At 72.4% G+C, this 25,781-nt stretch carries 29 protein-coding genes; 13 read left to right on the forward strand and 16 right to left on the reverse strand.

What is annotated here, in order from left to right; translation table 11 throughout:
• Positions 1-8: 8 nt before the first annotated feature.
• The 7 genes from FOF48_RS36840 to FOF48_RS03325 form a co-directional block, all read right to left on the reverse strand.
• A complete protein-coding gene (locus tag FOF48_RS36840; RefSeq protein ID WP_255441844.1) occupies positions 9-608 on the reverse strand; it encodes a hypothetical protein in 600 nt (199 codons plus the stop codon).
• Complete coding sequence (locus FOF48_RS03300) at positions 605-1,627, reverse strand: hypothetical protein (RefSeq protein WP_143898628.1); 1,023 nt, start codon at positions 1,625-1,627, stop codon at positions 605-607. The genes FOF48_RS36840 and FOF48_RS03300 overlap by 4 nt, the downstream gene beginning before the upstream one ends.
• Positions 1,628-1,631: 4 nt before the next feature.
• Positions 1,632-2,063, reverse strand: coding sequence for a DUF2089 domain-containing protein (locus tag FOF48_RS03305; protein ID WP_143898630.1), 432 nt, complete (start codon positions 2,061-2,063; stop codon positions 1,632-1,634).
• A 41-nt stretch (positions 2,064-2,104) separates the two neighbouring features.
• The gene (locus tag FOF48_RS03310; RefSeq protein WP_143898632.1) at positions 2,105-2,845 is read right to left on the reverse strand and encodes a YqjF family protein; all 741 of its coding nucleotides are present in this window, start codon (positions 2,843-2,845) and stop codon (positions 2,105-2,107) included.
• Between the two features lie 84 nt (positions 2,846-2,929).
• Positions 2,930-4,078, reverse strand: coding sequence for an acyltransferase (locus FOF48_RS03315; RefSeq protein ID WP_328700778.1), 1,149 nt, complete (start codon positions 4,076-4,078; stop codon positions 2,930-2,932).
• Positions 4,079-4,193: 115 nt separating this feature from the next.
• The gene (locus FOF48_RS03320) at positions 4,194-5,906 is read right to left on the reverse strand and encodes a fatty acyl-AMP ligase (protein ID WP_235685306.1); all 1,713 of its coding nucleotides are present in this window, start codon (positions 5,904-5,906) and stop codon (positions 4,194-4,196) included.
• A gap of 1 nt (position 5,907) precedes the next feature.
• A complete protein-coding gene (locus FOF48_RS03325) occupies positions 5,908-6,525 on the reverse strand; it encodes an outer membrane beta-barrel protein (RefSeq protein WP_143898636.1) in 618 nt (205 codons plus the stop codon).
• 247 nt (positions 6,526-6,772) lie between these two features.
• Here FOF48_RS03325 and FOF48_RS03330 point away from each other — a divergent pair, with 247 nt between their 5' ends.
• Positions 6,773-8,101, forward strand: coding sequence for an amidohydrolase (locus FOF48_RS03330; protein ID WP_143898638.1), 1,329 nt, complete (start codon positions 6,773-6,775; stop codon positions 8,099-8,101).
• 110 nt (positions 8,102-8,211) lie between these two features.
• Positions 8,212-8,727 carry a hypothetical protein gene (locus FOF48_RS03335; RefSeq protein WP_143898640.1) on the forward strand — a complete coding sequence of 172 codons (516 nt, stop codon included), beginning with the start codon at positions 8,212-8,214 and terminating at the stop codon, positions 8,725-8,727.
• A gap of 6 nt (positions 8,728-8,733) precedes the next feature.
• On the opposite strand, the gene FOF48_RS03340 is transcribed toward FOF48_RS03335, so the two are convergent.
• On the reverse strand, positions 8,734-9,192 hold the full coding sequence (locus FOF48_RS03340; RefSeq protein ID WP_143898641.1) for a YaiI/YqxD family protein: 459 nt from the start codon (positions 9,190-9,192) through the stop codon (positions 8,734-8,736).
• Between the two features lie 96 nt (positions 9,193-9,288).
• Between FOF48_RS03340 and FOF48_RS03345 the strand changes: the two genes are divergently transcribed.
• The 9 genes from FOF48_RS03345 (at position 9,289) to FOF48_RS03385 (ending at position 18,684) form a co-directional block, all read left to right on the forward strand.
• A complete protein-coding gene (locus FOF48_RS03345; protein WP_143898643.1) occupies positions 9,289-10,671 on the forward strand; it encodes a hypothetical protein in 1,383 nt (460 codons plus the stop codon).
• 94 nt (positions 10,672-10,765) lie between these two features.
• Positions 10,766-11,728: a metallophosphoesterase gene (locus FOF48_RS03350; protein WP_143898645.1), complete on the forward strand. Its 963-nt coding sequence runs from the start codon at positions 10,766-10,768 to the stop codon at positions 11,726-11,728.
• A gap of 107 nt (positions 11,729-11,835) precedes the next feature.
• Positions 11,836-12,030, forward strand: a complete 195-nt coding sequence (locus FOF48_RS03355; RefSeq protein ID WP_143898647.1) for a hypothetical protein — start codon at positions 11,836-11,838, stop codon at positions 12,028-12,030.
• Between the two features lie 132 nt (positions 12,031-12,162).
• Positions 12,163-14,166 (forward strand): TonB-dependent siderophore receptor, encoded by a 2,004-nt coding sequence (locus FOF48_RS03360; protein ID WP_143898649.1) that lies wholly within the window; start codon positions 12,163-12,165, stop codon positions 14,164-14,166.
• Positions 14,167-14,197: 31 nt separating this feature from the next.
• On the forward strand, positions 14,198-14,854 hold the full coding sequence (locus FOF48_RS03365; protein WP_143898651.1) for an HmuY family protein: 657 nt from the start codon (positions 14,198-14,200) through the stop codon (positions 14,852-14,854).
• The gene (locus FOF48_RS03370; protein WP_143898653.1) at positions 14,854-15,936 is read left to right on the forward strand and encodes a hemin-degrading factor; all 1,083 of its coding nucleotides are present in this window, start codon (positions 14,854-14,856) and stop codon (positions 15,934-15,936) included. The genes FOF48_RS03365 and FOF48_RS03370 overlap by 1 nt, the downstream gene beginning before the upstream one ends.
• On the forward strand, positions 15,933-16,802 hold the full coding sequence (locus FOF48_RS03375; protein ID WP_143898655.1) for a hemin ABC transporter substrate-binding protein: 870 nt from the start codon (positions 15,933-15,935) through the stop codon (positions 16,800-16,802). The genes FOF48_RS03370 and FOF48_RS03375 overlap by 4 nt, the downstream gene beginning before the upstream one ends.
• Positions 16,799-17,884: an iron ABC transporter permease gene (locus FOF48_RS03380; protein ID WP_143898657.1), complete on the forward strand. Its 1,086-nt coding sequence runs from the start codon at positions 16,799-16,801 to the stop codon at positions 17,882-17,884. Before FOF48_RS03375 ends, FOF48_RS03380 begins: the two co-directional genes overlap by 4 nt.
• The gene (locus tag FOF48_RS03385) at positions 17,881-18,684 is read left to right on the forward strand and encodes a heme ABC transporter ATP-binding protein (protein ID WP_143898659.1); all 804 of its coding nucleotides are present in this window, start codon (positions 17,881-17,883) and stop codon (positions 18,682-18,684) included. The genes FOF48_RS03380 and FOF48_RS03385 overlap by 4 nt, the downstream gene beginning before the upstream one ends.
• Before the next feature lie 103 nt (positions 18,685-18,787).
• Here FOF48_RS03385 and FOF48_RS03390 read toward each other — a convergent pair whose 3' ends face one another.
• Positions 18,788-19,459, reverse strand: coding sequence for a TetR/AcrR family transcriptional regulator (locus FOF48_RS03390; protein ID WP_186001746.1), 672 nt, complete (start codon positions 19,457-19,459; stop codon positions 18,788-18,790).
• A 70-nt stretch (positions 19,460-19,529) separates the two neighbouring features.
• On the opposite strand from FOF48_RS03390, the gene FOF48_RS03395 reads away from it, so the two are divergent.
• Positions 19,530-20,417: an SDR family oxidoreductase gene (locus FOF48_RS03395; RefSeq protein ID WP_143898663.1), complete on the forward strand. Its 888-nt coding sequence runs from the start codon at positions 19,530-19,532 to the stop codon at positions 20,415-20,417.
• Between the two features lie 9 nt (positions 20,418-20,426).
• Here FOF48_RS03395 and FOF48_RS03400 read toward each other — a convergent pair whose 3' ends face one another.
• From FOF48_RS03400 to FOF48_RS03410, 3 genes are all read right to left on the reverse strand, one after another.
• Positions 20,427-21,131 (reverse strand): VOC family protein, encoded by a 705-nt coding sequence (locus FOF48_RS03400; RefSeq protein WP_143898665.1) that lies wholly within the window; start codon positions 21,129-21,131, stop codon positions 20,427-20,429.
• Between the two features lie 70 nt (positions 21,132-21,201).
• Entirely contained in the window at positions 21,202-22,029 is an 828-nt protein-coding gene (locus FOF48_RS03405; RefSeq protein WP_143898667.1) for an alpha/beta hydrolase, read from the reverse strand.
• 34 nt (positions 22,030-22,063) lie between these two features.
• Entirely contained in the window at positions 22,064-22,771 is a 708-nt protein-coding gene (locus FOF48_RS03410; protein ID WP_143898668.1) for a hypothetical protein, read from the reverse strand.
• A gap of 92 nt (positions 22,772-22,863) precedes the next feature.
• Here FOF48_RS03410 and FOF48_RS03415 point away from each other — a divergent pair, with 92 nt between their 5' ends.
• Positions 22,864-23,601, forward strand: coding sequence for a tetratricopeptide repeat protein (locus tag FOF48_RS03415; protein WP_143898669.1), 738 nt, complete (start codon positions 22,864-22,866; stop codon positions 23,599-23,601).
• Here the strand turns inward: FOF48_RS03415 and FOF48_RS03420 are convergent.
• The 4 genes from FOF48_RS03420 to FOF48_RS36295 all read right to left on the reverse strand — a co-directional run bounded on the left by FOF48_RS03420 (position 23,598) and on the right by FOF48_RS36295 (position 25,638).
• Complete coding sequence (locus FOF48_RS03420; protein ID WP_143898670.1) at positions 23,598-24,065, reverse strand: carbonic anhydrase; 468 nt, start codon at positions 24,063-24,065, stop codon at positions 23,598-23,600. The two genes, FOF48_RS03415 and FOF48_RS03420, sit on opposite strands and share 4 nt — an antisense overlap.
• A 91-nt stretch (positions 24,066-24,156) precedes the next feature.
• Positions 24,157-24,981, reverse strand: coding sequence for an aminotransferase class IV (locus FOF48_RS03425; protein ID WP_143898671.1), 825 nt, complete (start codon positions 24,979-24,981; stop codon positions 24,157-24,159).
• Positions 24,982-24,983: 2 nt separating this feature from the next.
• On the reverse strand, positions 24,984-25,421 hold the full coding sequence (locus FOF48_RS03430) for a hypothetical protein (RefSeq protein WP_143898672.1): 438 nt from the start codon (positions 25,419-25,421) through the stop codon (positions 24,984-24,986).
• Between the two features lie 58 nt (positions 25,422-25,479).
• Positions 25,480-25,638, reverse strand: coding sequence for a hypothetical protein (locus FOF48_RS36295; protein ID WP_186001747.1), 159 nt, complete (start codon positions 25,636-25,638; stop codon positions 25,480-25,482).
• Positions 25,639-25,781: the final 143 nt, after the last annotated feature.

A 25,781-nucleotide genomic window follows, 5' to 3' on the forward strand; every position in this document is an offset into this window, starting at 1 on the left:
GCGCGCGGTCAGCGGAGGTCCTTCAGGCGCTTCGCCATCAGCGTCGACGAGTCCTCCAGCCACTGGATGCAGAACTCCGCGTTCACCCAGATGCCCTGGGCCACTACCTCGACAAAGGCAGGCGGCACCCAGGCGATGAGGTAGTCCTCCGACTGGGTGGGCGACTCCGGATCCTCGCGGAACATGCCGACCCAGGTGTCCCAGGGCGGCACGTTGTCCACGTCGAAGTAGCCGCCCGTCGCGAGCTCGGCGGCGCCGTCACAGGTGTTGTCGTCCGGGAAGTACACGAGCAGCCTGCCGCCCTGGAGCAGGCCCTCCGTCCGGGGCGGCTCGGACGGCGCCGGCATGCCGCGCAGGGCATGGCACCGCTCGTCGATGACCCGCTCCATCATCTTGAAGCGGTTTTCATCCACCATCACCCTGGGCTGGAAGGTGTTCGTGCGCAGACAGGTGGCCGCCGCTTCCGGCTTGGCCTTGGGGCCGCACCAGCGGATCGTCTCCGCCAGCACCTTCAGCAGGGCGTCCTGGCCCCACGCGCCATCGGGGATGTCGTACAGCAGGCGTGATGGACCGGGCTCCCGTCCCGGGGGACGCGCGAGAAACCTCATCGCTGCATCGCCTTCAGCAGCTTCTGGGCATCCTCGGCGCTGAGCTTCCCGGCTTCCACCAGGTCCAGCACGCGGCGCATCTCGTCGTCGGGGATGCCTCGGGGCGGCGCGGGGGGCTGGGGCGGCATGGGCGGCTGGGGCCGGCCGCCGGGGTTCGCCCAGGGCGGAGCGCCCCACGAGTTCGCCCACGCGTGCGCCCACCGGTTCGCGTGGCGCTCGGCGCGGCGCTGCCAGCGCTCCGCCTGCCGCTGCCAGCGCAGCGAGTCCTCCTCCCACGACTCCGCCTCGTCCTGGCGCGAGCGTCCCGACTCGCGGACGCGCACCGAGCCCAGCTCCGTCTCCAGCACCAGCGTGGTGGCCGCGCGCGGGTTGGAGGGGTAGCGCGTCTGCTCCGAGCCCAGCTGCGTGCGGGCCGTGATGTGCACGTCCAGCCCCGGCACCAGCCGCAGCTCCACCGCGCCCACCTGCGTCCGGATGCGGTGCTCGCCCTCGTCCAGCGCGTCCACGTCCACCTTCACCACGCCCGCATGGGCCTCGATGTCGAGCGTGCCGCCCATGCGCTCACCGAGGATGCGGCCCGCGCCCGTGCGCAGGCGGAGCTTCCCGTGGACGTCGCGCAGGTTCGCCGTGCCTGCGTCGGTGGACAGCTCCAACTGGCAGTCCTTCAGGCCGGAGACCCGCACCGCTCCCGCGTCCAACTGGAGCTTCGCGCGGACGTTGGCCGGCACGAACAGCTCCGCGTGGCCGTCCTGACGCCAGAACATGGACAGGAAGCCCGCCTCGCGCGGCACCAGCTCCACCTTCGTCAGCCGGCCGTGCTCGTGGATGCGCGCCTCCACCCGCCCGTGCGTGACCAGGTAGGGCTTCTCTCCCTCCGGCAGCGGCGACACGACGAGCGCCGCGGCCGTGGCGTGCAGCTCCAGCTCCGCGTGCTGTCCCCAGGGGATCGCGTGGCGCTGGGCGCCGTCTCGCGGAGGGGCGGAAGGGTCGGAGGACGGCGTGACTTCAGGGTCCATCATGGGGTTACTCCCGTGTCTTCTTGAGACGTTGGGCGGCCTCGTCCGCGTCGATGAGCCCGGCCGCGAGGTCATCGAGAATCTGCGCCCGGCGCGAGGAACCCCGCTCGCGGGCCGGAGGCGGCGGGGGCGGCGGAGCCGGAGGCGGCGGCCCGCCGGGCGCGTGTCCCAGGGCCTCCACCACGTCGTCCAGCCGCGCCACCACCGTCGGATAGGAGAGGCCCAGCGCCTGCTCCACGTCCTTGATCTTCCCCCGGCAGCCCATGAACACCCGCACGAACGCGAGCTGCTCGGGCGACAGCTGCTGCACCCAGCCCGTCGTGAAGCGCCCCTCCACCGCGCAGGCGCACCCGTCGCAGCGCACCCGTTCGATGACGGTGCCTCCTCCACAAACGGGACAGCGGGTCGGTACGGGCCAGGTGGGCTTGGAAGTCGTCATGGGGTTCAGAAAATCAATTCGTGAATTGAGAATATTGATTTCTACGGGCTTGGCAAGGGCGAGAATTCATTCCCAGGAAGAACGGACACTTCCGAGCCGGTGGCCACGAAGGCGGACGAGGGCGTGCCCTGGAGGACTCCGGCGAACGTGGGGCCGTAGAAGCGGGCCACGTCGCAGTCGAAGGCGGTGTCCGTGGCCTGCCAGACGCTCCAGCGCGGGTGCTCCACGCGGTACTCGGCGCAGCCGCCATCGCGCTGGGCGGTGTAGCCCCAGTAGTGCTCGGTGATGAACTCCTCCTGGGAGCCGGGCTCGCTCTGGGCCGGAGCGCCGAGCGTCCGGGCGGACAGTTGGTGCCAGCGGCCGTGGGCCTTCCAGGCGTACTCGACGTGGCCGGGGGCGCCCGTGTCCGCGCCGTCCATGGCCACGGTGTGGCGCATGGGGTGCGCGACGTAGGGCTCGTTGTAGAGGACGCGCGCCACGGTGGCGATGGCGAGCCGGGGGACGACCTCCCGCACGAACACGACGCCCCGCCGCCAGCCGTCGGGGCCCCGCCGGCGCACGTAGAAGCGCAGGTTCACTTCATCGAAGTCCCGGTGGAGCGGCACCGCGAACCCTCGCACGCGCGTGTCGAGGAAGCGGAAGCCGACCATGCTCGCGAACGTGTGGCCCTGCCACGTGTCGAGCTCGGTGCCCCGGGGCACGAGGGGCCGGAGCACCGCCGGATCCACCTCGTAGTTGAGCATCAGGAGGTACCGCCACGTCGCCGTCAGGAAGGGGCGCATGCGCGACGTTTAGCGCGCGCGCGCCCCCAAGGCCCAGGCCGTGCCCCCTCCGCGGCTTCTGTCGCGCAGAAGCGCGGCGTGCCTTCAGGAGGTGGCGGACCGCAGCGGCCGCGGTTCGCGCACGAGCCGCCGCTCCAGCCGCTCGCGCCACTTCAGCGCGGGCTTCTCCACCCCCTGGTGCAGCGCGAGCGAGGCGAGCAGCACCGCCACGACGCCCCCCACCAACGTGACGGGATGGAACGCGTCCATGCCGTGGGGCTCCAGCCAGACGCGCACCCCGTGCTGCATGGCCTTGTGCGTGAGGTAGACGGTGAAGCTCAGGACCGCGAAGGTCCGCACGCCCGGGATGCGGGCGCAGACGCGGGAGACCGCCGGGCCCGCCATGGGCATCAGCAGGGCCGCGTAGCCGAGCGCGGCCAGGGGGAACGCCAGCACGGCGTAGGGCAGGTACCGGAAGTGCTCTTCGTTGAGGTACGTCACCCCGCCCAGGCACGCGAGCCCGGCGAGCCCCAACCCCAGCGCGGCGCGGCCTCGCGTCCAGCGCTCCCACGCCTGGGGCCGGAAGGCGCGCAGGGCCGCGATCAGCACGCCGCACGTCAACCCATCGAGCCGCGCGTACGTCGGGTAGTACAGGAGCATGTCGTAGTCGCGCCAGCCCGCGTCGTCCGGACCCAGGGCGCCGAAGTAGCGCAGCCACAGGCCGCCCCGCAGCAGCATGCCGGCCAGCAGCAGGGCCACCGCGCCCGCGATGAGGTGCGGCGCCCGGATGCGCCCGCGCAGCGCGAGCACGGTGAGCGGCAGCACCAGGTAGAAGTGCTCCTCCACGCACAGCGACCACGCGTGGGAGAAGCCATTGATGCGCAGGCCGAAGTTCTGCGTGAAGGTGAGGAAGCGCCACGCGGCGGTTTCGACGGGGCGCTCGCTCCAGGCCGGGACGAACAGGTACAGGCCCAGGACGATGAGGAAGGGCGGCAGGATGCGCAGCGACCGCCGCAGGTAGAAGCGCCGCAGCGACGGGGTCTCGCCTCGCGCCACCTGCTCCAGGAGCTGCGAGCCGATGAGGAAGCCGCTGAGCACGAAGAAGAGCTCCACGCCCGTCCAACCGAAGTTGGCGATCATCCGGTAGGTCTCGTGACCCTCCGGACGCGGGTAGTGGAAGAGCATGACGGTGACGATGGCCAGGCACCGGAGCAGGTCCAGGCCGGCGAGGTGGCGCGGTTCGGTGGCGTTCAGCGGAGTGGGCTTTCAGCGGGGGGATGGAGCGGATGCTAGCAGCGCCCGGCGCTTCCGCCAGGGCGCCTCCGCGCTCCCTTCCGTGCGACTTCAGCGACTCGCTGACGGTTGCTTGCTAGGCGTGGATTTCACGAAGCCCACCGGAGAGGAACGCCTCGCGCGTGGCCTGTCGTTGGACCTTTCCGCTGGAGGTCTTGGGCAGGCTCCCCGGTTCGATGAGCACCACCGCGTGGGGCCGCACATCATGCGTCGCCGCGAGCCTCCCCCGGATGGCGCTCAGCACCGGCGCCGCCAGGCCGTCCCACCTGCTGGGGTCCACCTCCTGCACCACGACGAGCTGCTCCTGGCTCTCCAGCTCCACGCCGAAGGCCACGCCGCAGCCGGGGCGCAGCGCGGGGTGGCTCTCCTCCACCACGATCTCCAGGTCCTGTGGGTACAGGTTCCGGCCCCGCACGATGATCAAATCCTTCGACCGTCCCGTGACGTACAGCTCCCCGGCGTCCAGGAAGCCCAGGTCCCCGGTCCTCAGGAAGGGCCCGTCCCCCGTGGCGGTCCTCGCGCCGAACACCCGCACGGACTCCTCCTCCCGCCGCCAGTAGCCCCGCGCCACGCTGGGCCCCTTCACCCAGACCTCGCCCACCTCGCCCGGTGGCAGCACGCGGCCGGTGTCCGGCTCCACGATGCACAGGGATTGATCCGCCAGCGTCACGCCGGAGCCCACCAGCGTCCGGGGCCGCTGCTCGGGGGCTCGGGCCTGGCCCGCCTCCAGGGCGGCGACATCCACGTCGCGCAAGCGAGGGGCCGCCTCCTTCGCGCCGCCGGACACGATGAGCGTGCCTTCCGCCAGGCCGTAGCACGGGTAGAACGCCTCGCGCCGGAAGCCGCACGGCCCGAAGGCCTCCGTGAACCGCGCCAGCGTGTCCGGGCGGATGGGCTCCGCGCCGCAGAACGCCACCTCCCAGCGGCTCAGGTCCAGGCCCTGCCGTTCATCCGGCGGAATCCTCCGCACGCACAGGTCGAACGCGAAGTTGGGGCCGCCGCTGATGGTGCCGCCAAAGCGGGTCAACGCCTCCAGCCAGGCGCGGGGCCGCTTGAGGAACGCCAGCGGTGACATCAAGGCCGTGTGGAACCGCTGGGCCAGGGGCACCAGCACGCCTCCGATGAGCCCCATGTCGTGGTACGGCGGGAGCCAGATGACGCCCACGCTGTCGTCGCGCGTCTGGAAGGCGCGGCGGATGGCGTCCAGGTTGTGCAGCAGGTTGCCGTGGCTGAGCATCACGCCCCGAGGCGTGCCGGTGCTGCCGGACGTGTACTGGAGGAAGGCCAGGGAGTCCGCCGTCACGTCCGGCCGCCTCCACGCGGACGCATCCCCTGGCTCCAGCGCGTCCGTCGCCAGCCACTTCAGCTCGCGCAGCTCGGGGGCGTCCGTGAAGAGGAACTCCGCCATCGACAGGAGGGTGGACGTGGTGAGCACCACCGTGGCCCCCGAATCCGCGATGAGCGCTCGCAGGCGGGGCAGGGTGCGCTCCAGCCGCGACGGCACGGGCGGATAGGCCGGCACCGCCACCAGCCCCGAGCAGACGCAGCCGAAGAAGCCGGTCAGGTAGTCCACGCCGGGCGGATAGAGCAGGACCGCGCGCTCGCCCTGGGGGGCGAGCCCCTGGAGCGCGGTGGCGATGCGCCGGGCGCGGGTGGCCAGCTCCCCGCGCGTGAGCGTCACCTCCGTGTCGTCCTCCTCCAGGAAGGTGTAGAGGCGCGGTTCCGGCCCCGGGCCGCCAGGGGCTTCGAGCAGGTCGATGAGTGTGTGGGGCATGGTCGTGGTGGGCATGTCAGTAGCTGCCGCCAATCATCAGCAGGCCCGTGTAGCGGCCGTCGCCCGCGCCCAGGTTCCGCGCGGGCGCGAAGTCCTGGCCGAAGAGGAAGCTGTACGTGCCGCGCACCTCGGCCGTGAGCGTGGGGTTGATCTTGAAGCGCACGCCCGCTCCCACCGGCGCGTAGCCTCCGGTGTCGTCGATGAACTGGTAGAAGTTCCCCTCGCGGACCGAGTAGCGCTCGAGCCCGATGCCTCCCAGCACGTAGGGCTGCAGCCGCGTGGGCGTGAGGTTCACGGTGACCGCCGCCTGCCCGCCGTTGCGCACGATGTCCGGCGTGACGAACGAGGGGTTCTCGGAGACGGACATCCCGGCGACACCGCCGCTGTAGCCCAGCTCCATGCCCAGGTAGTCATTGACGCGGTAGCCGACGACGACGCCGTAGGACGGCCCGGCCTCCAGGTTGGGCGCGAGCTTCCCCGTGTAGCCCTCCACGCCCAGGCCCAGGAGGAAGTACGGCCCCCTCCAATCCACCCAGCCCACCCGGGTGGGGGCGTCCGGTGGTGGATCCTGGGCCTTCGCGGCTCCACCCGCCAACCCCGCCAGGCAGAGTCCCCATGCAATGCCTCGCCTCATGACCGCTCCCTTCGTGTGTTGCCTGTGCGTCCTCAACGTGGCCGTTGAGGGAGGGGCGGACAACGAACGGACGGGCGGTACCTCGCTGGCCCACGGCACCCCGGAGGGTGGGACAGGCATCGCGGCGGGACGGGCCCCTGACCGCCGCCCTGGCGCCACCCTGTGAAGCCCGGCCCGTGGCTTCCACCTTGAGCCGTGGCCCGGCACCCGCCGCACTCCCCCGCGCCTGGGCCAGGGAGCCACCGCCATGAATGATGCCCATCCCCAGCCTCCCGTGGAGCGGGGGCCTTCGGGGCTCAAGGCCCGCGCCCGCCGCGTCCTCGCGCACCTGGACGCGGTGCTGCCAGACGTGGACTCGCTCTATGGCGACCTGCACGAACACCCGGAGCTGTCCGGCCACGAAGCGCGCACGGCGGCGGCGCTGGCGAAGCGCCTGGAGGCCGCCGGCTACACGGTGAGCCGGGACTTTGGCGGCCACGGCGTGGTGGGGCTGCTGCGCAACGGGGACGGCCCCACGGTGCTGCTGCGCGGGGACATGGACGCGCTCCCCGTGGAGGAGCGGACGGGGCTGCCGTACGCGAGCCACGTGCGCACGAAGGACGGCGAGCCGGTGATGCACGCGTGCGGCCACGACGTCCACACCGCGTGCCTCGCGGGCACGGCGGCGCTGCTGGCGCGGTCGCGCGACGCGTGGCGCGGCACGGTGATGGTGGTGGGGCAGCCCGCGGAGGAGACCCTCCAGGGCGCCAGGGCGATGATGGACGCCGGCCTCTATGCGCGCTTCGGCACGCCGGACGCCGTGCTCGGCCAGCACACGGCGCCGTTGCCGGTGGGGGCCTTCATGCACCGCGAGGGCGTGGCGATGATGGGCTCGGCGAGCGTGCGCATCCGCCTCTTCGGCCGGGGCGCGCACGGGGCGCAGCCGGAGCTGTCGGTGGACCCCGTGGTGCTGGGGGCCAGCGTGGTGCTGCGGCTTCAGACCATCGTGTCGCGCGAGGTGCCGCCGCTGGAACCGGCGGTGGTGACGGTGGGCCACTTCCAGGCGGGCTCGCGCGCCAACGTGATTCCGGACGAAGCCCTGCTGGAGGTGACGGTGCGCACGGCGGACGACGCGGTGCAGGCCCGTGTCCTGGCCGCCATCGAGCGCATCGTGAAGGGCGAGGCCGCGGCGGCGGGCGCCCCGAAGCCTCCCCAGGTGGAGGTGATGGCGAGCACGCCGGTGAACCGCAACGACCCGGCGCTGCTCCGGCGCGTCCGGGCCGCGCACGCGGAGTGGTTCGGGCGCGACGCGCTGGTGCCGGGCGTGCTCGCCACCGCGAGCGAGGACTTCCCCCGGTTCGCCCAGGGGCCGGAGCACCCGGTGCCCACGGCGTACTGGTTCGTGGGCGTCACGCCGCCGCACGCCTGGAACGCGGCGCCCGGGACGACGCCGCAGCAGAAGGTGACGCACCTGCCGGGGCCGCACTCGCCCCTCTACGCACCGGATCGCGCGGGCTCGCTGCGCAAGGGCTGCGAGTCGCTCACGGTCGCGGCGTTGAGCTGTCTGCACGGCGGCGAGGCACCCCGCGACCACTGACGAGGCTCCTGGCTGGAGCAGGGCCGCTGGACCGGCCGGCCCCTGTCGCTTGCCCCGGACGCAAGTGCCTCCACCTTGAGTGACGGACGACACTTCTGGAGGACACCCCGATGAAGCTTCCGCTCATGGCCACGCTCACCGCACTCCTGCTGGGAGGATGTGCCCACGAGGGAACCTCACGTGCGTCGGAGGACGTCAGCGGCACGGGAGGTTCGGGGAAGCAGCCCCGGGAGCATCCGGTGGGGGCCAGCGACGAGCTGTCCTGGGACGCGGAGGCGTCACCGGCCACGCAGTCGATGCTGAAGGACCACGGCATGGACTTCTACGGCGTGACGGCGCCCGGCGGGGACTCGGGCGCCTCTGGATCCTCCAAGCAGGTGGCCACCGGCGAGTTCGAATGCGTGGACTCCGAGCTCGTGGGCTTCGGCGGTTCGGGGGACGTGGCTTCGTCCTACGGCTCCGTCACCGCGACGCCGCTGATTCCGCTCGTCTCGCCGGGCAACCCGGGGGCGCGGCTGGACATCTCCCCGGACGCCTGGAAGAAGAACAAGTCCATCGGCACGAGCCCCGTGTCCCCCTCGACGGGCACGCCCGCGGTGGAGGGCAGCGGCGGCGCAGGCCGGTAGTCCGCCTCAGCCCTGCTGCTTCACGAGCCGGGTCAGCTCCCGGTCCAGCGTGGCGGCGAACTGCTGACGGTCCTGCTGCGAGAAGCTGCTGGGGCCGCCGGTGGTGACGCCGCTGTCGCGCAGCTCCTGCATGAAGTTGCGCACCGACAGCCGCTCGTCGATGTTCTCCGCCGTGAAGAGCTCGCCGCGCGGGTCCATCACCACGACGCCCTTGGGCACGAGCAGCGCGGCCAGCGGGATGTCCTGCGTGACGGCCAGGTCCCCGGCTTGCGCGGAGGTGGCGATGTGCCGGTCCGCCACGTCCGCCCCCGCGCCCACCTGCACGGTGGAGACGTACGCCAGCCTCGGCAGCGCCAGCGGCTTGTTGGCCACGAAGACGATGGGGACCTTCAGGCGCTGCACGGCGCGCAGGAGGATGTCCCGCACGGGCCCGGGACACGCATCGGCATCGACCCAGATTTGCATGGGGCCCATCCTCGCCCATCCCCCCGCCAGGGAAAGAAGAGATGCGGCGAGTCACGGCCGCGCGCACGGAGCGTGGATTCGCTAGAAGAGGGGGCCGTGAACGCCATCCCGGTCCCATCGTCGCGCCGCGACTTCGCGGCCTCGCCCCTCGCCCTCGGGTTGCTGTGCCTGGGGCTGTTCATCGTCTACAGCGTGAGCCAGGTGCGGCTCCAGACGGACTCGCTGTGGTCCATCCCGTCCGCGGCCAGCGTCCTCCATGAGGGCAACGCCGACCTGGACGAGTTCCGGCCCACGTTCTTCCCGGGCACCGCCTACGCCCGCCGCGAGGCCGGCGCCCACACGTATTACGAGTACCCGCCCGGCGTGGCGCTCGCGGCGCTGCCCTTCGTGGCGGGGGCCGAGGCGCTGTTCACGCTCCTGCGGCCGGTCCTGCCGAACCTGGGCACCGCGGGGGCCGACGCGCTGGCGTGGCTGGCGCTGTTCCAGGGCACGGGACTCGTGGACCTGGGCGCGTACAACCGCACCGAACAGCTCATCGCCTCGTTCTACGTCTGCGCCGCCGCGGGCGTGCTGCTCATCGCGCTGCGCCGGCGGGTGTCTCCGCGCGCGGCGCTGCTCACGGTCGCCCTCTTCGGGCTGGGCACCACCGCGTTCTCCACCGCCAGCCGCGTCCTCTGGCAGCACGGCCCCGGCCTGCTCGCCATCGCCTGCATCATCCTCATGCTGGCCCGGCCCACGCAGACCGCGCGCACCGCGCTGCTCACCGGACTGGCCGTCGCGCTCGCGTATGTCTGCCGGCCCACTCACTCCCTCAGCGTCATCGTCGTCACCGGGCTCTTCGTGCTGCGCTTCCGCCGGCTGCTGCCGGCCTACTTCGCGGGCGCGGCGCTCGTGGCGGTGCCGTTCTGCGCGTACAACCTGCACATCTACGGCGCGCTCCTGTCGCCCTACTACCGCCACGTGCTGGAGATCTCCGGCCCGCGCTTCTTCCTGGCCCTGGCCGCCAACCTGGTCAGCCCGTCGCGCGGGCTGCTGATCTTCTCCCCGTTCCTGGTGCTGGCGGGGGTGGGGTTCTTCCAGAAGTGGCGCGGCCGGACCTTGGAGCCGTACGAGAAGGCCTTCGCCCTCATCGTGCTCCTGCACTGGGGGGCCATCTCCGCCTTCGCCATCTGGTGGGCGGGCCACTCCGTGGGGCCGCGCTTCTTCACCGACGTGCTGCCCTACGTCGTCTACTTCCTCGCGTTCCCCGTGCAGGCCGTGCTGGAGGCGCCGCGAAGGCACGCGGTCCTCACGGGCGTGCTCGTGGTGACAGCCCTCTTCAGCGTGCTGCTCCACTGGCGCGCCTCCAACTCCTATGACGTGCACGGGTGGAACTCCGTCCCCGTCAACGTGGACAGCGACCCGTCGCGGTGCTGGGACTGGAAGGATGCGCAGTTCCTGCGAGCCATCCCCGCCCGCATCCGGGGCACACGCTGGTAGGGCAGGGGGCCTGGTCGCCTGCCCGCCTGAGACGCGGCGGCGGCCTCGCGCGGGACGTGCGGTAGGCTTCCTCGCCCTTGATGGAAGGAAGCCCGTGCGTCCCGTCCTCCTCTGCCTGCTGTTGCCCGTGCTCGCCAGCGCCGCCGCCCCGAAGGCGCAGGACCCCTTCGTCTTCCAGGGGGTGGAGCGCATCGTCGCCGTCGCGGACGTGCACGGGGACGTGGACGCGCTCAAGGACGTGCTCCGGCTCGCGGGCCTCATCGACGCGAAGGACCACTGGGTGGGCGGCAAGACGCACCTCGTGCAGACGGGGGACCTGCCTGACCGGGGCGACCGCACCCGCGACGCGTTCGAGTTGCTCATGCGCCTGGAGACCGAGGCCCGCAAGGTCGGCGGCCGAGTGCACCCGCTCCTGGGCAACCACGAGCTGATGAACATGCGCGGGGACCTGCGCTACGTCACCCCCGGTGAGCTCGCGTCCTTCGCGGACCAGTCCCCCACCGCCGACGGTCCGGGGGAACCCCCGGGGGCTCGCGGTCACGCCGCCGCCTACGCCGCGGACGGGCGCTACGGGAAGTGGCTGCGCACGCACCCCGCCGTCATCCGCATCAACGACACCCTCTTCCTCCACGGTGGCCTGGCGCCGACGGTCCCGGGCACCACGCTGGACGACGTGAACCGTTGGGTGTGGCAGGACCTGACGCCGGGGCAACCTCCGGGCGGCGGCGTGGATCCTCAGGGCCCGGTGTGGTTCCGGGGCTACGCCCTCGACGACGAGGCGAAGTGGGACGCCGGCCTCACCCAGGTGCTGGAGCGCTTCGGCGCCCGGCGCATGGTGATGGGCCACACGCCGTCGCAGGACGGCCGGCTCTCCATCCGCTTCGGGGGCCGCGTCATCGTCATCGACACCGGCCTCAGCACCCACTACGGCCGCCACCTGGCCGCGCTGGAGCTTCGCGGCGACCGCCTCACCGCCCTCTACCCGGAAGGCCGCGTGCCCCTCCTCGTCGCGCCCCGGCCCGCCCTCCGCCCGGAAGCGAACACGGGCACGAAGTAGACGGTTTCCCTCCGGACACCCACCCCCCCTGGGGAGTTCACTGCAAGTCTTTTGACTTTGATAGTCAGTATCAATATCGTCCTTCCCATCGAACGCAGGGAGCCGCGATGCACGAGGGATGCGGAGCGCAGGGTGGTTCCGAGGAGCTGCGCTGCATGTGCGGCAGCCTGTTGGCGCGGCTGGTGCCGGGCGGCGTGGAGCTGAAGTGCCGGCGCTGTCACCGGACACAGGTGGTGCCCCTGGAGTCCTCGTCTCCGGCGGAGTCCCGGCGGGGCCCCGCGCCCCGGGGTGAGCGTGGCTGAAGTGCCTTGAAGGACCGGGTCCCGGAAGGGGCCCGCAGTGGTGCGTTTCCTGAGGCCCGAGGCCCTTGAGCCCAGCGCCCGACAGGCTTCCCTTCCGCGGAGGCCCCCGGCTCCGTGCCGGGAGGACCTGGGATGTCCGGGCGTTGGTGGCTGTGCGCGCTGTTGTGGAGTGCCCTGTCCGGCGTGGCCCGGGCGGAGGACGCACCGTCCGAGGACGGCGGCGTGGCGCAAGCCGCGTCCGAGGCTCCGGCGGTGGAGCCTCGGTCCGCGGTGGACGCCACCGCCTCGCTTCCCCCGGACGACCTCCCCGCGCTCCAGACGGTGGTGACGGGCTCGCGCACGCAGGAGCGTCTGCGCGAGACGCCGGTGGCGACGGAGGTCATCACCCGCTCGGAGATCATCGCCAGCGGGGCGCGTGACGCGTCGGAGCTGCTGGCCACGCGCCCGGGCCTGGTGGTGCAGCAGGGCTTCGCGGGCGCCACGCTGTCGGTGCAGGGGCTGGCGCCGGAGTACGTGCTGGTGCTGGTGGACGGCGAGCGCGTCACCGGCAAGGTGGACGGCAGCGTGGACCTGTCGCGCCTGTCGCTGGAGGACATCGAACAGGTCGAGATCGTGAAGGGCCCGTCGTCCGTGCTGTACGGGAGCGACGCGGTCGCGGGCGTGGTGAACTTCATCACCCGGCGCGCGCAGCGCACCCTGGGCGCGGACCTGCGCGCCGCCTACGGCACGCTCCAGCGCCTGGACCTGGACGCCACCGGCGAGACGCGCGGCGATGCCTGGGGCCTGCGCCTGAGCGCGGGGCTCCAGCGCCGCGCGTCGTATGACCTGGACCCCTCGGACATCGGCACCACGGGCAGCAGCCTGGACGGCTATGACGTGTCCGCGCGCGGCGACTGGCGCGGCTCGGAGACGCTCTCGCTGGAGGGCACCGCGTCCTTCTCCCACCGCATCCAGCGCGGCGTGGACCTGGGCGCCGGGAACGCGGTGTTCGACCGCGCGACCCGCGACAACACCTTCGCCTCGCGCCTGTCGCCGTCGTGGCGGCTGTCGAGCGCGGCGACGCTGCGCGCGGACGTGTCCTACGGGCACTACGAGCGGCGCTACCTGCGCGACCAGCGCAACGCCTCCGCGCTGGACACCGTGGAGGACACCCGCGACCAGCAGGCCCGGGTGGGCGCGCAGGTGGAGGCGCGGCCCGGCGGCGGACACGCGCTGGTGGCGGGCACCGAATACCTGGGGGAGTGGCTGCGCTCGGACCGGTTGGAGGGCGGGCGCGGGCGTCGCGGACGTGGCTCCGTGTACGCGCAGGACAGCTGGACGCTGGCGGAAGGGGTGGGGCTGGTGCTGGTGTCCGGCGGACGGCTGGACGTGGACTCGCAGTTCGGGCTCGCGGCCACGCCCCGCGTGGCGCTGAAGGCGGACCCCACGTCGTGGCTCACGGTGCGAGGCAGCTACGGCTGGGGCTACCGCGCGCCCAGCTTCCAGGACCTGCTCATCGACTTCGAGAACCCCTCCGTGGGCTACACCGTGCGCGGCAACCCGGACCTGAAGCCGGAGCGCTCGCGCAGCGTCAGCATCAACCTGGAGGCGCGGCCCACGCGCGACTCCATGGTCTGGGTGGGCGCGTTCCAGCATGGGCTGCGCGACATGATCGCCGCGTCGCTCCAGTCCGAGGGCGACTTCCTGCGCTACTCGTACATCAACATCGCGCGGGCGCGCGTGCGCGGCGCCGAGCTGGGGCTGCGCCAATCGCTGCCCGGCCGCATCCAGCTGGAGCTGGGCTACACGCTCACCGACGGCACCGACCAGGAGCTGGACCGCGCCTTGGAAGGGCAGGCGCGCCACCGGCTCACCGCGCAGGCCACGTGGCGCCACCGGCAGTGGGGCCTGGAGGCCAACGTGCGCGGCGCGCTCACGGGCGAGCGTCCTTTCTATCCCGATACCAACGGAGACGGTGTGGCGGATTCCTACCGTGCCAGCCCCACCGTCTCCCTGGACGCCCGAGTCGCCTGGCAGCTGCCGGCGGGCGGGCTCCAGCTTTTCGTTGTGGGCAGCAACCTCACCGGTGCGGGCAATCCGAACGATCTGCCCATTCCTCCCCGCACCCTCCAAGCCGGTGTCTCCACCCGGTTCTGAAGCACCTCCCATGCACCCTGAAGGAGTCCGCATGTCTCTCCAACCCTTCCGTTCCCGCCTGCTGAGCCGGGCCTGCGCGGCGCTGCTCCTCGCGGGGCTGAGCACCGCGTGCGGTGATGACCTCCAACCCAAGCCCGGGCCCCAGGATCCGGACCCCATCGTCACGCCGCAGGACGGCGCGAACCTGAAGCACCAGGACAACGGCGACGGCTCCTTCACCACCGTCGTCGACGCGACCGACACGGCGGCGTGGGTGGGGATGGATCTGGATACAGGCAAGCAGGTGAGCGCGGCGGACGACGCGCTGTGGGACCTGGCCTTCCAGCGCTACACCGTGAAGTCGCGCGGCGGCGTCAGCGGCACGGGCGGCGTGCAGGTGGCCATCGTGCAGGGCACGACGTTCGCGGCGCTCACCCAGGCGCCGGCGTCCGGCTACCTGACGGACGCGCCAGATGGCGATGACCCCGGCGACAGCCCGGACACCGTCTTCAACGTGGGGGACGGCTGGTACGTCTACGACCTCAAGTTCCACACGCTCACGCCGCGCCCGCAAATCTACGTCGTCCGCTCCGACCAGGGGACGTACTTCAAGGTGGAGCTGCAGTCCTACTACGACGCCGTGGGGACGCCCGCGATGCTGAAGCTGCTCTGGGCGAAGGTGGCCGCGCCGGCCGGGGGGCAGCCGTGATGGACCGCTCGCAAGAGGTCGTGAGCCCCAATGCCGCGCTGAAGGAGCGCTGGCTGGCCCTGCGTGAAGCCCAGCCGCGCATGCGCATCCGCGACGCGGCGGAGCAGCTGGGCGTGAGCGAGGCGGAGCTGCTCGTCACCGGCGTGACGGGAGAGCTGGTGCGGCTGGAGCCGCGCTTCGACGTGCTGCTGCCCCGCCTGGAGTCGCTGGGCCGGGTGATGGCGCTCACGCGCAACGCGTCCGCCGTGCATGAGAAGAAGGGCGTCTACCGCAACGTGGAGCTGAGCGGGGCGCGGGCGCTGGTGCTGGACGAGGACATCGACCTGCGCCTGTTCCTGTCGCGCTGGTGCTTCGTCTTCGCGCTGCGCGAGGACGTCTCCGGTGTGGTGCGCCGCAGCTTCCACGTCTTCGACGCGGCGGGCACGGCGGTGCATAAAATCTACCTCCAGGACGACGCGAACGTCGCCGCCTTCGAGGCGCTGGTGCGGGAGCTCCAGCACGAGGACCAGCGCCACGCGCTGGAGGTGGTGCCGGTGACGCCGCCCGCGGCGCCGCGCCCGGACTCGGAGATCGACGCGCCGGGGCTGGTGGAGGGCTGGCGGGCGCTCCAGGACACGCACGAGTTCTTCTCGCTGCTGATGCGCTTCAAGGTGGCGCGCACGCAGGCCCTGCGGCTGGCGGGCAAGGAGTTCGCGACGCCGGTGGCGCCGGACGCGCTGGCCTGGACGCTGGAGCGCGCCGCTTCCTCCGCGATGCCCATCATGGTGTTCGTGGGCAATCCCGGGGCGATTCAAATCCACACCGGCCCGGTGCGCACGGTGCGGCCCATGGGCCCGTGGATGAACGTGTTGGACCCGGGCTTCAACCTCCACCTGCGGACCGACCACGTCCACACCGCGTGGGTGGTGCGCAAGCCCACGCGCGACGGCGACGTGACATCCCTGGAGCTGTTCGACGCGGCGGGGGAGAACATCGCGCTGCTGTTCGGCAAGCGGAAGCCGGGCGAGTTGGAGTCCCCCGCGTGGCGGGCGCTGATGGAGGAGCTGAGCCGGGCGCTGCCCGCGGTGGAGGTGGCGTCATGAGGCGCGGGGCCTGGAAGGCGGGGCTGCTCGCGGCCCTCTTCGCCGTGTCCGCGCACGCGGCGCCGCCCGCGCCCGCGCCGAAGCTCGTCACCATCGGGCCGGCCGTCACGCAGACGGTGTTCGCGCTGGGCGCGGGCGACCGCGTGGTGGGCGTGGACGACTCCAGCACGGCGCTGCCGGAGGCCTCCAAGCTGCGCTCGGTGGGCTACCAGCGCGCGCTGTCCGCCGAAGGGGTGTTGTCGCTGGGCGCGGTCATGCTGCTGGGCTCGGCGGAGGCCGGGCCCCCCGGGGTGCTGGAGCAGCTCAAGCAGGCGGGCATGAAGGTGGAGACGTTCACCAACGAGCCCACGGTGGAGTCCGCGCGCTCGCGCATCCAGACGATCGCGGAGCGGCTGGGCATCCCGGAGCAGGGCAAGGCGCTGGTGGCGAAGCTGGACGCGGACCTGGCGCGGGCGTCCGGCCGCGCGGCCCAGGTGAAGGGCACGAAGCCGCCGCGCGTCCTCGCCATCTATTCGCGGGGCGCGGGCACGATGATGGTGGCGGGCGCGGGCTCGGTGGCGGACACGCTCATCCGCCTGACGGGCGCGGTGAACGCGGCGGGGGACCTGCAGGGCTACAAGCCGCTCGGCGCGGAGGCCGTGGTGGCGGCGGCGCCGGACTTCGTGCTGCTGCCGGCGGGCTCGGTGACGACGGTGGGGGGCGAGGAGGGGCTGGCGAAGCTGCCCGGGCTGTCGCAGGTGAAGGGCTGGAAGCTCGTCACGGTGGAGGACGTGGACTTCATGGGGCTGGGGCCCGGCCTGGGGAAGGCCGTGGTCCGGGTGCAGGACGCGGTGGCCCCGGCGGTGGCGAAGGGCGGCGGCAAATGAGCGCGTCGGAGGCCATGTCCGCGCCCGCCACGCACCCGGTGCCCTCGCGGCTTCCGGGCGCGGGCCCCTGGGTGACGCTGGGGCTGCTGCTGGCGCTCATCGCGCTCGCGTCGCTGGCGGTGGGCACGGTGCCTGTGCCTCCGTCCGCCATCCTGGGCAGTGTGTGGGAGTCGCTGGGGTTGGGAGAGGCCTCCCACCGGTTGGAGCCGATGCAGCGCGCGGTGCTCCTCACCCTGCGCCTGCCGCGCGTGGTGCTGGGGGTGTTGGTGGGCGCGGTGCTCGCGACGACGGGCGCCGCGCTCCAGGCCCTCTTCCGCAATCCGCTGGTGGAGCCGGGCCTGCTGGGCACCTCCAGCGGGGCGGCGCTGGGCGCGGTGCTGGCCATCGTGATGGACGTGGCGCTGGCCGCGCACGTGGGCGGCTTCCGGATGCTGGTGGTGCCGGGCGCGGCCTTCCTGGGCGCGCTGGCCGCGACGCTGCTCGCCCTGCGGCTGGGGTCGGGCGGCGGCCGCACGGACACGCCGCGCGTGCTGCTGGCGGGCGTGGCGGTGAGCGCGGGCGCGTTCGCGGGCATGGGGCTGCTCACGCACGCGGCCTCGGACGCGCAGCTGCGCACCATCACGTTCTGGAGCCTGGGCAGCCTGGGCGGGGCGTCGTGGGAGGCGGTGGGCGCCGCGTCGGTGCCGCTGCTGGCGACGCTGGGGTTGTTGCTGCGTGAGTCGCGCGCGCTCAACCTGATGCTCCTGGGGGAGCGCGAGGCGTGGCACCTGGGCGTGGACGTGGAGCGGCTCAAGCGCCGGCTCATCCTCGCCGCGGCGCTGGGCGTGGGCTCGGCGGTGGCCTTCTGCGGCATCATCGGGTTCGTGGGGTTGTTGGTGCCCGCCCTGCTGCGCATCGCGCTGGGGCCGGACCACCGGCGCTTGCTGGCCGCGTCCGCGCTGTCGGGGGCGTCGCTGCTGCTCGCGTCGGACCTGCTCGCGCGCACGCTGGCGTCCCCGTCGGAGCTGCCCGTGGGCGCCCTCACGTCCGTGCTGGGCGTCCCGGCCTTCATCGCGCTCCTGGCGCGCAAGGGGGCCGCATGAGCCTGGAGGCGCGCGACATCGAGGTGTGGCGCGGCCGGGGCCGGGTGGCGGGCCCGCTGTCACTGGAGCTGCGGCCCGGCGAGGTGCTGGCCGTCGTGGGCCCCAATGGCGCGGGCAAGTCCTCCCTGCTCGCGGCGCTGTCGGGCGAGCTGCGCTGCAAGACCGGTGAGGTGTCCCTGGAGGGCCGCGCGCTGCACCAGTGGCCCTTCGTGGAGCGCGCGCAGCGGTTGGGCGTGCTGCCGCAGGAGTCCTCCCTGGGCTTCGGCTTCACGGCCCTGGAGGTCGCGCTGCTGGGCCGCAGCCCCCACGCCCGGCGGGGTGGCGCGCAGTCCGACCTGGACATCGCCCGCGCCGCGCTGGACGCCACCGACACGCAGCACCTGGCCTCCCGCGCGTACCCCACGCTGTCGGGAGGTGAGCGGCAGCGGGTGCAGCTGGCGCGGGTGCTGGCCCAGCTGTGGACGCCGCCCGCGCACGGCCACCGCTACCTGTTGCTGGATGAGCCGACGGCGAGCCTGGACCTCTCCCACCAGCATTTGGTGCTGGAGCGCGCCCGGGCCTTCTCCCGCGAGGGCGGCGCGGTGCTCGCCGTCTTGCATGACCTGAACCTGGCCGCGCGGTACGCGGACCGGATCGCCGTGCTGGCCCAGGGCCGGTGCGTGGAGACGGGCGCCCCGTCGAGCGTGCTCACGCCCGGCCTCATCGCGAACACCTTTGGATTGCAGGTGGAGGTGCTGGTCCGCCCGGACCTGCCCGGCCCGCTGGTGATTCCCATGGGCCGCGCGCTGGCGCCTCCCTGACGCAGCCGCTTCCTCCCGCGAGGAGGGGGTCCACGCGTGCGAACGCCCCTCCAAGGCCACGCGTCGGACCCTCCTCGCGGAAGGGCGTCGCGCGTGGCGGCCTTCACATCCGGGCCGCGCGCTCGCGGGTCGCGCGCCGGGGGCGTGCCAGGGCCGGCTCCGGGCGCAGGTAGCCGAGCGCGAGCGCGGCGATCTCCTCCACGAACGCCTCGTCCTCCAGGTAGTCCGGCCGGTCCGTCACCGCCGAGTGGCAGAGCGCCTCCACCGCGTTCACCAGGATGAAGACCGCCATGTCCAGGTTCCGGGGGCGCAGGTCCTCGAAGCGCGGCGCGAGGAAGGCCCGCACCAGCCGGAACAGGCGCTGTGAATACGCGTCCGACAGCCCCCACTGGCGCATGCGCGGCATCAGCTCATGCAACACCTGATGCAGGCGCGGGTTCTCCCGCTTCACCGCGAGCACCTGCCGGATGAGGGCCCGCATCGCCACCGGGAGCGGTTGCCCGGCCAGCGGCACCAGCCCGGCCTCGAAGTCCGCCAGCCCCCGCGCGCGGTGCTGCTCCATCAGCGCCGTCACCAGCCCCTCCTTGCTCGGGAAGTACTGGTAGAGCGAGCCCACGCTCACGCCCGCCTCCTGGGCGATGCGGTTGGTGCTCGCGGCCTCGTAGCCGTCCCTGAGCAGAACGCGAGCGGTCGCGGTGAGGATGGCGTCGCAGGTGGCCTGCGCCCGCTCCTGGCGGGGCGCCCTGCGACGGGACGGCGGGGGACGGCGGGGCATGCGGCCTCCAGGACGGAATGTGAGCACCACGCGAGTTGTGAACGTGAGCGCTGGCTCACATTCTAACCCCATGCAAACGACTTCGTCTCCGGCTGCTGGCCGTCCCCCTGTCTCCTCTCCCGCCCTTCGGGGTGGAGCCTTCCCCTACGCGGGCCACCGCGCGCTCGTGACGGGCGCGTCGTCTGGCCTGGGGGAGGTGTTCGCCCGCGAGCTGGCGGCGCGGGGCATGGACCTCATCCTGGTGGCGCGCTCGGAGGAGCGGATGCGCGCGTTGGCGGCGGAGCTGGTGAAGGCGCACGGCATCCAGGCGGAGGTCATCGCGCTGGACCTGGGCCGCGAGGGCGCGGGCCGCGAGCTGCACGCGCGCTGCCAGCAGAAGGGGCTGCGCGTGGATCTGCTCGTGAACAACGCGGGCTTCGGCACGCACGGGGCCTTCGACGCGGCGCCCTTCGCCCGGCAGCACGAGCAGGTGATGCTCAACGTCACGTCGCTGGTGGACACCAGCCACCTGTTCCTGCCGGACATGCTCGCGCGCGGCGTGGGGGGCATCCTCAACGTGGCCTCCACCGCGGGCTTCCAGCCGGTGCCGTACATGGCCGTCTACGGGGCCAGCAAGGCGTTCGTGCTGTCCTTCTCGGAGGCGCTGTCGGAGGAGACGCGCGAGCGGGGCGTGCGGGTGCTCGCCCTGTGCCCGGGGCCCGTGCGGACGGCCTTCTTCGACGTGGTGGGCACGAAGCAGGCCGCCGTGGGCCCCATGGCGACGGCGGAGGAGGTGGTGCTGCGCGGCCTCAAGGCCCTGGACCAGGGCCGCGCGTCGGTGGTGCCGGGGTGGCGCAACTGGCTCCAGGCCAACCTCACGCGCTTCACGCCGCGTTGGCTGAACCTGCGGGTGGCCGGCGGGATGATGCGGCCCCCCGAGGCGTCAGCGGGCGGGGGCGCCGCGAGGCTCGCGCCGTAGCGGAGGGCTTCAGGGCGCCGGAGGGTTCCTCGGCACCGGCGGCGTGGGCGAGTCCAGCGCGGCGGCGATCTGCGCGTCGGTGAGCTGGAAGAAGGCCTCGCCGCGCGGAGCCCACTCGCCGGTGAAGACGAAGTTGGGGCGCGTGGTGGGCGCCGGCTGCGGCACCTTGCCGCCCTGGGACGTGAAGGGCGGCGGGCTGACGAAGGACTCCAGCTCCGCCGCGCTGATGCCACAGAAGGCCACCACGGCCGGGTCGATCCACTGCGCCACGTCGATGGCGCCCTCCGCCGTCGCGAACTCCAGGATGAGCCCTTCCGGCGCCTGGACATACATCGACTTGCACATGTTGTGATTGACCGGCCCCGCGACCCAGTACCCGTGCGAGCGCAGCCGGTCGCGCAGCGCCAGCAGCTCCACCTCGCTGGGGACGCTCAGCGCCAGGTGCTGCATCGCGCCCGGCGCCACCGAGCCGGCGCTGAAGCCCGGGTGCGAGACGCCAATCACCGGCTCGATGCCCGCCATGTCCGGCGCCTGCACGAAGCTCAGGGAGCAGGTGTCCCCCAGCCGCAGGAAGGCGTGCACGGTGTTCTCCACGCCGTGCATCCAGTACAGCGCCTCCAGCTCCATGCCGACGACCTGGGTGAAGAACGCGAGCTGCGCCTTCATGTCCTTCGTCGCGAGCGCCAGGTGATGGACACCATCGGGTAGACCCATTGAACACCTCCACGAAAGTTGGGGAGAGGGTGTTCTACCGGGTTTCCCGGTGCCGGGACCATCCAGGAGGCTAGGGGGCCGTCTTCGCGGCCTCGGGCGCGAAGGCCTCGCGCAGCACCTTCGCCTCCATCGAGCGGTAGATGTTGCCGTGGAGCAGCTCCGGCCGGGGCTCGTACTTCCACCGGACTCCGGTGGGTGCGTTCGCCTGGAGCGCTTCGGCCAGGCGCCCGACCTCCGGCCCGACGTCGTCGCCCGCGGACGCGAGGAAGAGCGTGCCCTTCGGCGTGGGACGGCTCCTGAGCCGAGCGCCGGCCGAACGCACCAGCTCCTCCTGGTTCCACCAGAGGCTGGGGCTCAGCGCGATGAAGGTGCCGAACAGCCCCGGCTGGAGGAAGAACGACTCCACGACGAAGAGCCCCGCCAGCGACTCGCCGATGATGGCCGTCTCCTGCGTGACGCGGTAGCGGCGGCGCACCTGGGGCATCAGCTCGTCGCCGATGAAGTTGCGGAACGCCCTCGAGCCTCCCACGCGCGGAGCGATCTCCCGGTCACTGTCGACCTGCGTGGGGCCGGTCATGTCGCGGCGCCGTTCGGTGTTCTCGATGCCCACCAGGATGAGCGGCCGCATCTCGCCGGCGCGGATGGCCGTGTCGATGGTGGTGGCGACGTGCGGGAAGTCCTCCTGCTCGCCGCCGTCGGGCATGTAGAGCACGGGGTAGCGCGTGTTCTTCGCCTCGGCGTACCCCGGCGGCAGGTAGACGTTGATGCGCCGCTGCTCCTTCAAGAGCTCGGACTTGAGGGTGAACGTCACATGGGGCGGCATCGGCTCCGCCTCGGTGGCCTGTCCCACGCTGCTCACCAGCACCACGGCGAGCACGAACCCACGCAAACTCTTCATCACCCCGTACCTCCAGGAACACTGCGTTGGATGTTCAGCGCCGCGACGACGGGCCGCGGGAAGCGGAGGACTTGGGCACGCGACGGGCGACGAAGAGCGTGTGCTTGGGGCCCTTGGTGCCGTGCGCGTTGGGGTGCAGGAGCTGGACGCTGAAGCCCACCTCCTCCAGCCGCCGCACGTACGTGGGGGAGGGCCCGGCGCTCCACACCACCAGCGTCCCGTTGGAGCGCAGCGCGTTGAAGGCGTGCGACACACCGGTGAGGTCGTAGAGGCTCTCGTTGTCGGGGTGCGTGAGCGCGGAGGGGCCGTTGTCCACGTCGAGCAGGATGGCGTCGAAGGCGCCCTGCTGCCTGCGCATCAGCCGGCCCACGTCGCCCTCCACCACCGTGACGCGCGGGTCCTCCAGCGGAGCTTGGGCCAGGGGCGCGAGCACGCCCCGGTTCCACGCCACCACCACGGGCAGCAGCTCCGACACCACGACCCGGGCGCCCGGGCCCAGCCGGTCCAGCACCGCGCGCGCCGTGAAGCCGAAGCCCAGGCCGCCCACGAGCACCCGGGCGGGCGCTCCCTCCGTGAGGTGCGAGCAGCCCGCGTCGGCCATGGCGAACTCGGAGCCATGCTGGCGGCTGGACATCAGCGTCTGGCCGCGCACGCGCAGCACGTATTCGTCATCCCGCCGGGCGAGGACGACCTCTCCCACCTCCGGCACCTGCGCGCGCTCCACTGTTTCCCAGGGCTTCATGCCAGCGCTCTTCGCGCGACCGGGCTCGCGGGTCAAGTCGCCTTGACACCCCTGGGACCCGCCTGCGAAATCGCCGGGGAGGCCCCCACCGCATGGAACGCAACGGACGTCAGGCGTGGCCCCCGGAGCTGTCCGAACCCCTCCGCGAGGTGGACCGCCTCCGCCGGGGCGGCCGCTACGCGTCGGCGCTCGCGCTGGCGAGGAAGCTGGCGGAAGCCCACCCGGCGCAGGTGCGGGTGCTCGTGGAGGTGGGGCTCACGCTGGGCGTATGGGGCGGCCAGCCCGCGGAGGCGCTGCCCTGGTTCGACCGCGTGCTCGAGCTGGCGCCGGGGCACGTGGCCACGCGCTACCACCGGGCGCTCGCGCTGGCGCGGCTGGGGCGGCACGCGGAGGCGGTGGAGGGCTTCACGCAGGTGGAGGCCGCGGGCTTCCGCAAGGCGCTGGTGCTGCACATGAAGCGCGCGCAGTCGCTCGGGGCGCTGGGCCGGTGGGAGGAGGCCGAGTCCGACTGGACGGCGGCCCTCGCGGAGGACCGGGGCAATCCGTGGCTCCTCCAGCAGCGAGCCGGGGTCCGCGTCCGGGCAGGACGGCCGGAGGACGCGGAGCGCGACCTCACCACCGCGCTCGAAGCCCAGTCCGGCGAGGCCGTGGACCCCGAATTGCTGTACGAGCGGGGCATGCTGCGCCTCCAGCGAGGGGGGCTCGCGGAGGCGCGCGGGGACTTCGACGCGGGGCTCGCGGCCTTCCGCGTGGGGGATCCGCCGTCGTTGCTGGACGCGCTCCGTCAGGGGCTGCGGGAGGCAGCGTCGCGCGGAGGCGGTGCGCGTTAGCCTTCGCGAGGAATGGGCTCGAACTCGACGGTGGTGCCCTTGGGGTGCGCGTAGAAGAGGTGGATGCGCAGGTGGGGGTACGCGTTCTGGAGCTCCTTCGCGCCGAAGTGGAGGTCCTTCAGCTGCTGCTCCAGGGCGATGGCGGGGCCCAGCGCGCCGTGCTTGGCGTTGTAATAGCCACAGGTGGCGTGGGCCAGCAGCAGCACGTCCTCGATGTGGTGGCCTTCGATGAGGAAGCGCGCGGCGCGGGTGATGCCCTCGCTCTCCAGGTAGTCCGACGCCCAGCGGTTGAGGAGCGCCGGGCCGCCGGGGAGGGTGAGCGTGTCGATGCGAGGATGGCCCAGGTGGTGGGCCAGGTCCTCCACGGCCTCGGTGAAGCGCCCGTCCGAGCAGTACACGGCCAGGGCCTTCGGGTGGACCGACTCGAAGGGGACGCGGGAGACGTAGGGGGCGGGAACGGACATGCCCCCCAGGTTAACGGCTTCCCGCCTCCGCGAAAGCGCCATCGCGCCTATCCCGGGTGTCAGCCGTGTGTCGCCCCCGGGAGGCGCATGCTCAGCCTTCGCGACCGGCCCGGGCTCCGAGGAGGGCGCGTGCCCGTTCCGCGAGGCGCAGGCTGCCAGGGAGGTCCTGGCCCAGGAGCTGGGGCACGCCCACGGTCAGGGTCACCGCGTTGCTGTAGAAACACGCCTGCGCCCGGGAGAGGTCCGCGAGCGGCAGCGCGCGTTCCACCACGGGAAGCCCGTCCACGGAGCCCTCATCCAGGAGGACCGCGCGCGCGATGCCTGGAAGGCACGGTGCGGAGAGGGGTGGGGTGACGAGCGCGCCGTCGAGCTGCACGAAGAGGTTGGCGGTGGGCAGCTCGCAGACCTCGTCGGCCTCGTTGGTGAGCAGGGGCAGACGCGGTAGGAGCGAGTGCTGGCGGAAGTACGCGAGTCCCTTGTGATTCACCGTGCGCTCCGCGCGCCGGTAGGCCCCTGACTCCACGCTGTCGAGCGCTCGGCCTTCACGGTGCAGCGCCTCCAGGTCCGGAGGCAGGGCTCGGAAGGTGCAGAGCACATGGCCGTCGCTGACCGCGAGCTTGCCCACACCCGTGAACCGGGGACCCAGCGAGGCATCCGCCTCCAGGCAGCGGCGCAGGGCGTCCCGCACGGCGCTGTCGTGGAGGAGCGGAGGAGGGGGGGCGCGCACGGCGGATGAGAACGCGTCGAGGCTCGCGCGCAGCCGGGTGAGGTGCCGAGCGAGAAACCACGGCTGTCCGGCGTCGATTCGGAACGTGGTGAAGAATCCCGCGCCGAAGAAGAAGCCCTGCGCGAAGTCGTGGAGGCGCAGGTCCTCCCATCGCTGGACGACGCCATCGACGGAGACGGTGGCGTGCATGATCAGCCCGAGGAGACTTCTGGCAGATAGCAGTCGAGCGGCGCCGTGGCCGAGCTCTGGACGCGGAGCTTCACGCGGTCGGGTCCCAACTCGAAGGTGTCCCAGCTCGTGAAGAAGCTCCGCTTGCGGCGCCGGTCGCGGATGTCCGACCAGGGAATGCACAGGGGCGGGTGCCCGAGGCGGAAGGGGAGCAGCGTCGCGAGGTAGAGCCCCCGCTCATCGCCGCCCACGGTGAGGCAGCCCCGGTATTCCACCCAGCCCATGTCGCCGGAGACCAGGTGCTTGCAAGGAAAGCCCCCGCCCCGGTCCAGGCGGTAGAGCTGGGCAAGCCCCCTCCAGCCTCCCAACCAGGAGAGGAAGAAGGAGATGAGCATGAACATCCCCGGGATGAGGACGATGGGGAACCAGAGCCATGCGTGAGGCGCGGACTGCGAGAACATGAGCCCCCAGTCTAAGCCACGGTGGCTGAATCCCGAACGGGCCCAGGAGGCCCGGCGCTCACCGCGGTCGGATGCCGTCGATCACCAGCGCTTCTTTCTTCCCCTGCCTCTTCCAGAGGTTCACCAGCACCGAGTCCGCCGGCTTGTTCGAGTGGACCCGCGCCTGGAGTTGCATGCCCGGCTTCACGAGGTCGGCCTCACTCTGGGTGAGGAGCACGGGCTGCGCCTGGACGGTGTGCTTCTTCAGGGGGCCTCCCTCCCTGCACTCCTGGCGAAAGACAGGCTTGAGGGTGCGCCCCACGACGGTGAAGCGCAGCAGCTCGGACGATGGCCATGGGGGCCTCCGCGCCTTGCACTTGA

The sequence above is a fragment of the Corallococcus sp. Z5C101001 genome, assembly GCF_007352635.1.
GTDB classification, from domain to species: domain Bacteria; phylum Myxococcota; class Myxococcia; order Myxococcales; family Myxococcaceae; genus Corallococcus; species Corallococcus silvisoli.